This window comes from Staphylococcus sp. EG-SA-17 (assembly GCF_017151845.1).
Taxonomy (GTDB): domain Bacteria; phylum Bacillota; class Bacilli; order Staphylococcales; family Staphylococcaceae; genus Staphylococcus; species Staphylococcus aureus.
Genome location: NZ_JACVZO010000002.1, coordinates 84,070 through 98,424, shown reverse-complemented (window position 1 = coordinate 98,424; position 14,355 = coordinate 84,070). Strand labels below are relative to the sequence as shown.

At 36.5% G+C, this 14,355-nt stretch carries 1 pseudogene (only partly in view); it reads right to left on the bottom strand.

Annotated elements, in window-relative coordinates:
* Positions 1-14,355 (bottom strand): annotated as a pseudogene (gene ebh / locus IDG65_RS01550) (hyperosmolarity resistance protein Ebh) (it extends 15,990 nt beyond the left edge of the window).

The following is a 14,355-nucleotide window of genomic DNA, read 5'->3' as shown; positions in this document are numbered from 1 at the left end:
CATTTGTTTTCACAGTATTAACGCCATCAACAGTCGTCGCTTGATTGATTTGACCTTCTAACGCAGTACGTTGTGCATTCGTAATATGGTTTAAAGTGCCTAAGTTTTGTTTAGCTGCCGCTTTCGCTTCTGCCAGTTTAGCATCACCATTCAATGCATCTTTCGTACTTGTTACTTGTTGTAATGCATGGTCAACTGCTGCTTTATCTGAATTTGATCCAGTTTGTTTATTTAAAATTGCTTTCGCAGCAGCTACAGCTTGATCATAAGCAGTTTTCTTATTTTGTTCAGCGTCACGATATTTTTGAGTTTGTTTTGTTGCATTTTCATCATCAATACCATGTTGTAATTGACCCATAGCTGTATTAAGTTCATTTGCAGTTTGTTGGATACTTGTTACATTTGCAACACGTTGCGCACTTGTCACTTGTGCTTTCAACGCATCTTTTTGCGCTTTATTTAAGTTAGTAGCACCATCGATGGCATTTGTTGCTGTTTGTTTCGCTTGTGTTAAATTATGTGTACCATCTAATGCATTTTTCGTTGATGTCACTTGTGTAGCGATTTGGTTAATTGCATTAGCATCCATATTTGGATTGCTTGTTGCATTAATGACACCATTAGCACGATCAACAGCATTGTTATAGTTTGTTTTGTTACTTTCTGTAGCATCAAGATAGTTTTGGCCATTTTTCGTACCTGTGTTATCTTGAATGCTATTTCTTAACGTACCCATAGCACCATTTAATGTGTTGGCACTTGATTTAACAGTATCTACACCTGCAACATTTTGTGCTTGTTGCACTTGTTGTTTCAATTTATCTTTTTGTGCAGTTGTTAAATGTTGAAGTCCGTTTATAGTAGTGTTTGCATTTGATTTAGCTTGCTCTAAATTATGGTTACCATTTAGGGCACCTTTTGCATTTGTTACTTGTGACAACGCGTTTTCAACGGCAACTTTGTCTAAATTTGATCCACTATTTTTATTTAAAATATTTTCTGCGTTCGTAACGGCTTGAGTATAAGCAGTTTTCTTATCTGAATCAGCATCATGATAGTTTTCGCTCGCTAGTGTATTTGTTTTATCATTAATACCATTTTGCAAGTTAGCCATCGCTGTATTCAATTGCGTACCTGTATTAGAAACCGCTTCTACACCAGCTACAGTTGTTGCTTGATCAATTTTAGTTGTTAAGTTACGTTTTTGTGCATTATTAATAGACGTTAAGTTATTTAATGCATGTTTAGCTGTATTCTTCGCATTTGTGACATTTTGATCACCATTCAATGCATTTTTAGCACTAGTAACACTTTGAATAGCTGCTTCAACATCTTGTTTTGAAGTATTTGCACCTTGCGTTTTATTCAGAATTGTTTCTGCTCTGCTTACCGCATTTGTATACGCATCACGTTTAGCTTTATCTGCATCAGTAAAGTTAACACTTTGCTTAACTGTGTTTTGATCATGGATAGCTTGTTCCAAGTTACCCATTTGCGTGTTTAACTCAGTTGCTGCATTTTTAGCAGCTGTTACCTCACTCACATGACCTGCACGATCAATTTGTGATGAGATTGCAGATTTTTGGTTATTTGTTAAGTGTGATAACGTATTTAAGTTTTGCTTAGCAGTGTTTTGTGCATTTCTTAAGTTTTCAGCACCGTTTAAACCATTTTTAGCATTATTCACTTGTGTTGTAGCTTGGGTAATCGCACTAGTATCCATAGTTGGATTGTTAGTTTGATTAATGATACCTTTCGCATTTGACACAGCGCTATTATATGTTGATTGGTTATTCGGACTTGCGTCTGTATAGTTTTGACTTGCTTTGACTGTTGTTTCGTTAGCAATACTATCTCTTAAGCCTTTCATTGCATTGTTCAATGATTGTCCATTTGTTTGAACAGTTTGTACGTCTTCCAATCTATTGGCTTGTCCCACTTGTTCTTTTAATTTAGCTTTTTGAGGAGTATTTAATTGCGTTAATGCATCAATAGCAGTATTGGCGTTTTGTTTTGCTACACGTAATCTTTCGTCACCATTTAATTCTTGTTTCGCGCTGTTTACTTGATTAGCTGCAGCTGTTACTTCTGAAGGTGTCGTAACAACCGTTGGCGTACCGCTAATAATATGTTCAGCATTGGTAACTTTAGTTGTGTATGCATTTTGTTTAGTGCTATCGGCGTTAACATATTTACTGCTCGCTAACGTATTCGTCTTATCTGCGATGGCATGTTTTAATGTACCCATTGCCGTGTTCAGTTCAGTCGCATTGCGCTGTACATCTTGTGCATTAGAAACGCGTTGAGCACCATTAGCTTGTGCTTTTAATACATCTTTTTGTTTTTGATTTAAATCAGATGCGCCATTGATTGCTGTAATCGCTGCTTGTTTCGCATTATTTAAGTTTTGCGTACCATTTAATGCATGTTTCGCACTATTAACATTATTAAGTGCTTGTTCAACTGCAGTTTTCGCTGTATTCGGTCCAGTTTGTTTATTTAAAATTGTTTCGGCATTTGATACAGCTTGATTGTAAGCATTACGTTTTTGCTCATCAGCATCCAAGAAGTTTTGGCTCGCTAATGTTCCAGATTTATCGTTGATAGCAGTTTGTAAGTTACCCATTGCGCCATCTAAACTATTTGCACTTTGTTTAACTGATTCAACACCAGCTAAGTTTGTAGCTTGTGAAATTTGATTTGTTAAATCATTACGTTGTGCTGTAGTGATATGTGTTAAAGTACCTAGATGTTGTTTTGCTGCGTTTTGAGCTGCAATTAATTTTGCATCACCATTCAATGCATCTTTCGCAGTATTCACACGTTGCAATGCTGCTTCAACTGCATTTTGCGCAGTGTTTGGACCTGTCGATTTATTTAAAATCGCTTTCGCTGCAGTAATAGCATTATCATACTCTTGTTGTTTATTTGTATCAGCATCACGATATTTCTCAGAAGATTTAACTTGAGATTCGTTATTAATACCATTTTGTAAGCTAGCCATAGCTTGGTCTAGATGTTGCGCATTTTGTTTTACAGTATCAACACCACTCACTCTTGTCGCACTACTAATTTGACTAATCAAATTGTTCTTTTGAGCATCTGTAATACTCGTTAATGTGTTTAAGTACGTTTTCGCATTTTGTTTTGCCGTAGCTAAGTTTTCATCACCGTTAAGTGCCGTTTTAGAACTATTCACTTGCTCTGCTTTTTGTGTAATCGTACTTGGATTCATTTCTGGATTACTATTTGCATTAATAATCGTTTCAGCAGCGGCTACTGCGTTGTTATATGCTGTTTGCTTATCATTATTAGCATCTACGTAATCTTCACTTGCTTTAGTCGCATCTTTGTTGGCAATACTTTGTCTTAACGTATTCATGGCTTGATCTAATGTATTGGCATTTGATTGAACCGTATGAACACCAGCGACAGTAGTACCACTATTAATTTGGTTTGTTAAATTCGTTTTTTGTGCAGTTGTTAAATGCGTCATATTATTTAACTGCTGTTTCGCTGTTTGCTTCGCTTGATCTAATAAACGCGTACCATCTAAGTTATTTTTAGCCGAATTCACTTGATTCATCGCTTCAGTAACTTGATCTTTCGTTTTATTTTGACCATTTGATTTATTTAAAATATCTTTCGCAGCTTGTACCGCATTTGTGTATGCTGTTTTCTTACTAGGTGTCGCATCTTGATAATTTTGACTATTAAGTGTCGTTTGTTCATCATTGATCGCACCTTGCAAGTTACCCATTGCTGTATTTAAATCTGTACCTTGTTGTTTAACAGTATTTACGCCAGCAATATTTGATGCAGCATTAATTTTAGATTTAACATCTGCTTTTTGTGCATTATTTAAATGTGGTAATGCATCAATTGCTCTTGCAGCATCTGTTTTAGATTGTGCTAATTTTTCATCACCATTTAATGCAGTTTTATTAGTAGTAACAGCTGAAGTTGCACGATTAACATCATCAACAGACATTGTCGGATTTGTTGATTGATTAATGATTGTTTCAGCACTTGAAACGGCACTATTATATGCATTTTGTTTAGCTGTATCTGCATCCGCATAATCTTCTGTACGTTTGACTTGCTCTTTATCTGCAACAGCATGTCTTAAATTACCCATTGCACTATTTAAGTTAGTTGCATTTTGCTTAATCGTATTAACTGTCTCGATTTGATGCGCACCATTAATTTGCGATTGTAAGTTTTGACGTTGTGCATTATTCAAGTTATTTAATTGACCTAATGCAGTGTTCGCTTCTTGTTTCGCAGTATTTAACTTAGCTTCACCATTCAATGCATGTTCTTTACTTGTGACATTTGATAAAGCATTGTTAACATCACTTGGTGTTATAACTGGATGTTGTGGATTACCATTAATAATGTCATTCGCATGGTTGTATGCATTGTTGTAATCATTTTTCTTATTAGTATCTGCGTTGACATAATTATCACTTTGTACGACTTGGTTATGATTAGCAACGCCACGTTTTAGACCTGTCATTGCAGTGTTTAAGCTTTGAGTTGTTTGTTTAATATTATTTACTGCTTGAACATTTTGCGCACTATTCACTTGTTGTGTTAATGCATTCTTTTGTGCTTGGTTTAAATCACTTGCATGTGTAATCGCATTTGTTGCTTCTGTTTTCGCACGTTGTAAGTTTTGTTGACCATCTAAAGCATCTTTCGTCGATTTAACAGATGCTGCTTTTTGGTTCACTGTATTAACATCCATCGTTGGATTATTCGTTTCCCCAATGACACCTTTAGCCGCATTAACTGCATTATCATACGCTTGTTTATTAGCTTGAGTTGCGTCAGTGTAGTTTTGACCTGATTTAATAGAATTATTATCCGCAACACTTTCTTTTAATTTTGTCATCGCAGTATTTAAAGCCGTAATGTTAGACTTAATTGTTTCAAGCGCAGCATGATTTTGAGCAGCATTAATTTGTTGCGTGAAATTATTTTGTTGTGCTTGGTTTAAGTTAGATGCACCATGTAATGTTGTTAACGCTGGCTGTCTATCTAATGTTAAACCTTGACGTGCTGTATTTAGTTGATCCTTAGCTTGGTTTGCCTCTGCCACTTTATCATTGATATTTTGGACAGTTGGGTTGCCATTCAACACTTGATTAATTTCAGTTAACTTTTGACGCGCTGCTTGTAATTTTTGGTTGTACGCATTTAACGAAGCGGTCGTCATACCTGTTGTATCTGTTGGTTGATTAATACTTTGTTCTAATTGCGTTTTCGCATTTTGAAGCGGTGTTTTATCTGGTGTTAATGCTTGACGCGCATGATCCAAATCAGATTTAGCTTGGTTTGCTGCAGACGTATTTGTATTAATTTGATCAACTGTCGGTGAACCAGCTAATACTTGATTGATTTGTTGAATCTTATTACGTGCAGCTGTTAACTTCGCATTGTATGCATTAATAGAATCTTGCGTCATACCAGTTGTACTTGTTTGCGTATCAATACTATGTTGTAGTTGATTTTTCGCATTTTCTAAAGGCGCTTTATCGACTGTTAAGCCATTACGTGCTTGATCAAGTGCTGATTTAGCAGCATTCGCTGCTGTCACGTTTTGACGAATCGTTGCAACATCTGGATGAGATGCCAGTACGCGATTAATTTCTTGAATTTTAGTTCTAGCTGCTGAAAGTTTTTCATTAAATGTAGCAACAGATGCGCTTGTCATACCAGTCGTACTCGTTGGCTGATCAATATCATTTTGCAACTGCGTTTTTGCAGTTTGTAATGGTGCCAAGTCTGGTGTTAATCCAGCAATTGCTTGTTTTAAGCTATTATATTTTTCTTCTACTTTAGCTTTTTCTGCGGCAATTTGTTGGTCTGTCGCGTCACCATTGTTAATAACATTTTGTGCATTTGTTGATTCTGTTTGACCCGCACGTTTAGCATTTTCATATGCTTGGATTGATGATTGTGTCATACCATCAGTAGTTACTGATTTATTAATTTCTTCATCAAGTTTCGTCTTAGCAGTTCTTAAAGTACTATTATCAGCTAAAGGTACTAATTGATTAATTGCTTGCGTTAATCGCTCATTGACACGATTTACATTTGTTAATGCAGATTGTACCTCTTGCACTGTTCTTATTGGCTTCTGAATGATAGCATTAGCGCTATTTTTAGCACTTGTTAAGTCACTTTGAAGTGCACGAATCGAATTATTATACGCAGTGATACTTGCTGGCTTCTTACCAGTCGTTGTACCTGTGCGATTCAATTGTTGCACTGCTTGCTCTAAGGCATGTGTATCTGCAGTTAAATCATGTTTCGCTTGGTTTAATGCTGTTAATGCGTTATCGACACGATGTTTTTCATCTGAAATTTGTTGTGCAGTTGCATCTCCATTGTCAATGATACGTTGTGCAGCTGTAATTTCCGATTCTGCTTCACGTTTCTTCGCATTATAGTTATCAATACTTTGTTGCGTCATACCCGCAGTTGATGGTACTTGGTTCACAGAACTTTGTAAGTTATTTTTAGACGTTACTAATTGGCTATTATCTTCTTTATTTTGAAGTAAAGCTTTAGCTTCATTTATCTTAGTTTGTGCTGCTTGGACTTTAGATAATGCTGCGTTCACTTGTTGTGGTGTTGCACGCTCATTATTAATCACTTGTTGCGCTTCTGTTTTCGCAGCATTGATTTGTTGTTGCGCATTATGCATTGCATTATTGTACTGCGTAATTGTACCTGGCTTTTTACCATCTGTACTCACTGGATCATCTAAATGATTTTTAGCTGTGATTAACTCACGTTTATCCGCTTTTGTGAAAATGGACTCTTGTACTTCTTCAGTACTGCCATCATTGTATGTTACTGTCACAGGAATCGTCGTTGTGCTACCACCAGCTAAATTAGTAGGCATTGCTGTGCCATTTTTAATCGTTGCAGTACGTTTATTAGCAACTTGAACTGCATTGTTAATTTCAGATGCTGTTACATTTGAACCATAATCTTTCACAATTTCTGTTGTGTTGACAGTATGTGCTGCCGGTGCAGTTAATGTACTTGGATTACTGCTTGCTGAGTGACCTGTACCTGCTTTCGGTGTAATGGTAATTGCTGAATTTGGCTTGATAGTATTGGCATTGAATGTCACTTTACCAGTTTGTGCATCTAACGTTACATAGTCAGGCTTATTCGCAATTGTCCATTGATTATTTTGACCACGAACAACATTAATTGTCTTACTATGTTCTGCACCATTACCCACTTTTTCAGTGTAAGCAATATCCATTGCTTGAGTTGGATTAATTAAATGCCCTGATGGATTATTAGGCGTGATATCAATATGACCATTTTGCCAAATCTTAGTAGTCGCTTGGTTCGGTTGAGGTGCGACAACTGTGAAATCATCACTACGTTGTTCGTCACTGATTGTTTCACCACTACCTTGTGTTGCAACAACTTGAATTGTATCAGCAGGATTGAAAGTACCTGCTGCAACAGTAATACCATTATTCGTTCCAACAATACCTGTTACATTAGTTGCTGATGCTTCTTTAACCCATGGACTCGTATTATTATGACGTGTAAATGTCGTCACAACACTGCCGTTACGTTTAATAACTAATTTATCAGCGTATGTTGTTACGTTACCGGCATGTGTATTCACTGTTTGGTTTGCTCCAGGTGCAATTGTAATCGCTCCTGCCGCTGTTTCAGTCACAGTTGGTTTCGCTGGTTGTACATCTTTTACTACAAACTTCGCTGGTAGAGATGTTGCAAATGTATGTCCATTATAGATAACATCATATTTCGCATTAACGACTTTAGCCGCATTCGGTTTATTCATTGCTGCCCAGTTTGCATCGTTTGTACCCGTTGCTGCATTATTCCATTTATACGTAAATCCATCAGTTGGTATACCAGTAGCGTTTTGCATATGTGCATATCCCGATGCTTGCGTACCACTTGCTAAAGTGCCACCAACTGTTGTTGTATAAGTAGTTTGAGGGAATTCAAATTGATATACGTTCACAGTTACAGGAACTCGTTTAGCAGCTGAAATACCCGGATATGTGACATCGACATTTAAATGTTGAACGCCTGCTTGTTGGTTATTTGGTTGTTGTCTATTTGCCCATGCTGCAGTGATACCATTTGTGTTTGTATTTGGATCAAATGTAATGTAGCTCATCGCATCCGTTCCATTAGTCAAATTTTGACCTTTCACATCACGTGATAGCGCCTTAGCATTAGCAACTGGATAAACTTTGACTGGAACTTCAACATTACGCGTACCTTGACCACTTGGTAATGTTACAACCGCAGTTTTATGAGTGTTACCGACTGTATTCTTCCATGTATCTGGATTATCGTGCCATGCGACCGTTGCGCCATGTGGTGGGTTTTGAATAAATCTTTCTACGTGTCCGAAATCAAAACCGTCGCCACCTTTAATAAATACAGCGCCTTCAGTAGTTGCTTGTAATTGTGGTGTTACTGTAACAGAAGCACTATCATTTGAATCAACAGATTCATTTCTTGTTACTGTAACAACTTGACCATGTTCGTCTTGCGTCGTATACGTCACATTGTTCATTGAAATTGAAGATTTCGCTTTAATTCCACCATTTGGTAACGCATCACTTACTGTCACAACCGAACTATAGCCACTGCCATGGATAATATTTGTAACATTTAATGGCGTATTGTCAGCTTTAAACAATTTAACCGTCGAGTTACTTAATACGTTATTAACTTTAACTTCTTGGTTTGTAAGACCTGCTTTATATGTTACAGAGTTGCCATCAATTCTCGGTGGGTCTGGTTTAACTTTAGATAAAATAGTTAATTCTTCAGTTTGTCTATTATCATATGTGATTCTAATAAGACGCGTTGATATACCTACAACATCTTTGTTAGGTCCATAAGTTCCCACAAATTGGAAATTCATATTTTGCGCATTTGTCGACCAAGAATTATTCACTGGCTTAACATATTGTTTTGCATCATACATATCTGAAACACCTGGGTATAAAACACCTCTGTCAGTTTCAAAGACATGTTTCGGTACAGTTCTTACTACTTTATATGTTGCTGTTTTCGTAATCGGCGTTGTTTCGCCATCAATTAAGATATGTGCAGTTACTGTTATATCTTCACCAATACGCGTATTATCTTTATTTGGCGCTTGTCCACTTACCCATGTAATAGTTGCATCTGGAATGGCACTACCATTAGATAACTTAAAGTAATCTGATGCACTAGAACCATTACCTGCTGGGAAGTCTTGGCCTTGTACAGTGTAATGCGAATGTGCAACGATTTCTGGAATGACATGCTTTACAGGTACAGTCACTGTTGATGTTGTTCCATCTTGATAAGTAACAGTTACTGTGACATTGGCATTATTTCCAGTACGACTCACATTACTAACTGTTTTACTAGTGATTTCATTTGCACTTGCTCTTGCATAACTTCTATTTGGTACTGTTTCAGTAAACGTCAATGAATTAATAATTGCTGTTTGATCAGCTTGTGATACTATCGCATTATTCGAAATATTAGCAATTCTCACTGGATTAGCAGCCGTTGATGATGTTCCAACTCGATATTTATCACGTAAAGGTTTAATTGTGACATTGTATGACGTTGTTGCAGTATTGCCGCTTGTATCAGTTGCCACTAAATTGATCGTTTTATTTGTAGCAGATGTCACATTTGGCGCTGTTGCAGAAACGTGCTGATGATTATTGTCAACAGTACCTGTAATTTGTGATGTATTTGGTACAGTTACAGATTGCACACCAAAGTTATCATTCGCTGTAATCGTATTGGTAAATGTTTCACCAGAGAATACTTGATGATTTGCGTAATTACCTACTGAAATAGTTGGATTTACTAGATCACTAGGTACAAAATAAATGTTAATAGCATCGGTAGTATTTCCCGTATTTTGATTTAAATGTTCAACATATTGTTTTGGTCCATATGGAGATAAGTATAACTGCGCTTTGTATACCGCATCAGCTGCATTATGCGTAGTATTATTTTTTACCACATGATCAATTGTAAATGCACCCGCACCATTAGCTGCCGGTTCATTGACACTAACAACAGTTGAATTACTATGGTTTGCACGAACATTTGAGTTTGTAATCGTTTGACCACCGAAACCATTCGTCGGGTTAATAATATCTAGAACTTGGATTACTTGTCCATTTAACGTATATTGACGTTGCCCATCTGATGAAGCATTTGCTTGTGAATATCCAGTTGGTCTATAGTTTGGTCTGCCACCAGCTTCAGCTTGAGTTTTCTCATTACCGGCAATGTTATTACGCAATCCAGGCACTGTCGTTGTTGCTTTTAACATCGTTAAAATATCATTCGTCGTAATTGGTGTACCTAATGTTGCATCATAGCGATAAATTAATGATTTATGATCATCAGACCATGATAAACCACCATCAGTTGGTCTACTAGCGATTTTCGCATTTGTCCAAGATACAGTATAATCTTGTGGGAAATTAACCCAACGTAAGAAATTCATATTAGCAAGGTTTGATGTAAACGATTTCGTTAATCGACCTTTATTAATATTGACAGTAACGGTACTCACATTGGCACCATTTGGTGTATTTGTAACCGATATATCTCCTTCTGCAAACGTAATCGCATCCCTATTGGCATTAATAAATGCTTGTTTTACTTTTGAAATTTCATCAGTAGTTAAATCATATGTTGATGTACGATATACACGTTGATCACCCTCTGGTTGTTTCACATCGATGATTTTCAAACTAATATATAAGTCTTCAGTGTCTTTATGATACGCGTTTGAAGCGACGATATGGTATAACTGTGTACCTGCATTCATTTGACTAACTTCTTGTGCTGTTGGAATCGTTCTGTCCGAAGTAATATTTGTAAATGTTCCATTTGGAATCGCTTGTCCATTACTTAAAGTGAAATATTGTTTAATATCACCTATACTAAATGATTGTCCTTTAGCAATTGTTACCGTTGCCGTTTTAGGTGCATTGGCAGTTTGATATTCAGGTTTCACAACTGGTTCGTATGTCATCACATTTGTAGCATCAAGCGTTGTTGATGAGCCATCACGGTAATGTAATGTGACATTACCATTATTATCAACTGTAACTGGATTTGATGAAGCTAAATAACCTCTTATATTTTGGTTTTTATTCATAAATGCAGTAATTATTCGTTGTTTTTCATCATTAGATACAGATGTCGGATTTACAACGACAACTTTTTCAGAATTTGCTAATACAATTGGATGCGCATCTTCACTAATTTTACCTACATGTACTGTCACATGTTTAGATTGACTATCATTTGTCGTATTATTGACATTATCTGTCGCTGACACTTTAAATGTAATATCACTGTTAAATGCCTGATTCATACTCACTCTACCAGTAATAGATAATGAGCCATTATTCTTATCCGCTTTAGTTAAATTTGATGTCCAACCATTCGGTAAAGTAGTAATAGTTGTATTTTTTATTCCAGAATGTCTATCTGAAACTCCCATTGTAAAGTTGACTTCATCACCACGATAATACTTTGCATTTAAGCCAACTGGATTATTAATTGTCGGCGGAATATCATCCGGCAAAATAGTAACCGCATTACTCATATTAGAAGCAACAACTTTATTGTAATAAATCAATGCTCTAATTTGTTTACCTACCGGAGGAATAAACACAGTATAGTCTTTTGGTTGTATTGTTATGGTATTATGCACACCATCAGGTGTACCAGTCGCCAGTATTGAATAGTTTGAAGGCATTTGGTCTGCTTCAGATCCACCATCTCTTGTTTGATCTGTTGGATAAACGATATAAACTAATGACGATGGGTCCAACGGAATATTCGTAACTGTAATTGGCACTTTTTGTAATGCTGTACCTCTTAGTTGTTCAGCAGTTGTAGTAATTGTTGGTGTATGTGGCTTAACACGTATTTCGAATAATTGTTCTTTACGGCCAAAACGTATTGTTCCAAAATAGTCACCCGGTAATAAATTACCAACCAATTCAATGTTACGTTCTCTGGCATTATTAGGTCTATTTGTCGAGTTTTCAATGTGTAACGTACGTGGAATACCTGTTATTTGCCAATCTCTATCTGTAAAATTTTCACTACTTGTTAAATTAATACGTAACGGTTGAATAGATGTTACGCTTCCACCTAAATTCACTGAAGCATTCCCTTGATTACCTGCATATACATAGAAGATTGGATGTCCTGCTTGTCTTGAAGCTGGTTTATCGGCAATATTTTGTGTGTCATCATTTTTATAAAATTTAATATTATGTTGAATTTCAGGTAATACCGTCAAGTTAACTGGTACTAAAGTTTCTGCGTTGCCATGACCATCTGGATAGTCAAATCCAATCATTAATCGTATTGGATTGCCAGTTCTAGCTGCCTGTTGTAGTTTATCATCAGTAAATAACTGACTTAATTGATATTCATTTAATGGATTAGTTCCACCATGTCTATATGCATTGGGATTCGCATTTGTTGGATAAAAACCTAACACTTTATTACTCGGTGTCTTAACATAACTTAATGGATCATCCATAAAGTCATCGATATTTAGGTTTGTACTTTCAAGTACTTTTTTAGTTTGAATGTTACCCTGACTTACTTCTACTCTTTTTGTTGTACCTAAACGATAAGAACGATTAACTACTTGTCTAAAACCATCAAGTCGTTGTTGGTGGTCTTGCGTTGATTCTACGTATAGTTGGCTATACATAAATAATTGATTGTATTCTAGAGCACGACCACCGGCTGCATAATACAATTTGTTCGTTGTTGGTCCTTGTGTTTTAAATGAAATCGTATAACTTGCATCGCCAGCACCAATAAAAGTATAAACTTTTGATGCACCAGGGGATTCTGTTGGTCTTTCACCATTAATATATCTAAACGTTTGTTCCCCTATAGCTTTAGTCGCAGCGGGTGCTCCAGCTTCACTGAAATAATCTCCTGCTCGCGCTAAGTCTCTCAATGTATTTACATGAACATCAGTCCAATCATAAATAACTTGTCCGCTTCTATTTCTAATTTTAAAGTCTCGCGAACGTGAGTCATTTACACCATATGGCCACATTTGTGGAAGTGGTTTGTAAGCACCAGCTCCCGCACCATTACTCCATTGTACATTCGTCCCGTCTGCATTCACTGTTACAAAGTCAGTACGTCCAACTGGCACTTGATCTGACGGTAAAGCAAACCAGAAAATCATATTTTCATGTGGTGCATGACCTTTGTTAAACTTAATTACCCATTGATATCCGTCTCCAGTTTGTTTCGCTGTGATCAGTACTATTTCTTTTGCAGCTGATGCTTTCAAAGTATTCCATGGGCTGTAGGAAGATAGAATGGCGCACCTTTGTTTGATGCATTAATATATGTACCTACAGGATACCCTGAACCGTCATTAGCATTTTCAACGTAGTATGAAGAGTCTGCATTTTGATAACTTGATACTGATCTAGGTTCTGCAGCTCTTGACTCAACTGAACGCGTTTGAATTCTGCTTGAGCGTCGGCTAGTTTGTTGACGTTGAGGCATAGTGCGGATCAATGCAACAGCTTGTTCCAATTCTTTATATGCAAGTTGCAAGTCTTTATTGTTTATTGGATCATTGCTTCCTAATAACGTATTAATCTTGTCAAAAATGCCTTTTACATAGTTAAATGTCCCAGAATCTGCATTTTCGCGGTCAATAAAGCGATAATCATGATAATTTGCATCAAAAAATGCTTGTAGTTCATTTCGGTCATGTTGTACGTTACCATTATCAGGTGAATCTGAAGCTGTGACTACATTTGCTTCATGATTTTCTACATGAGCCGCTTTATTGTCGTTTTCTTTTTTGTTAGCAGAACGACTTTCATTTTGTTCATGCTTGCTTTCCGCTTTAGCCGATTGTGTTGGCGTAGCATCTGCTGTATCTTTCTTTGTTTGCTTATTTTGAGATACTGCTTGTTCATTTTCAGTTGTAGATGATTGTTCTGCACTTACATCTACATGGTTTGTTTGATTAATATTTGGTTGCTCATTTTCATGAGTAGCAGATAATGATTGACCATTTTGTGAATTTTGAGAATTTTGTACTTGAGATTCTCGATTCTCAGTCTGTTCATTATTACTTTGTTGTTTCTGTTTAACCACGCTTGCTGGTTGATTTGTTTCAGCAGCATGTGCTTGTGATGTATTGAATCCTAAAAATACCAATGTCGCAATGACCGTTGAAAATGTACCAACGGTATATTTACGAATACTAAACTTTTGAATTTTATCACGATAATTCAC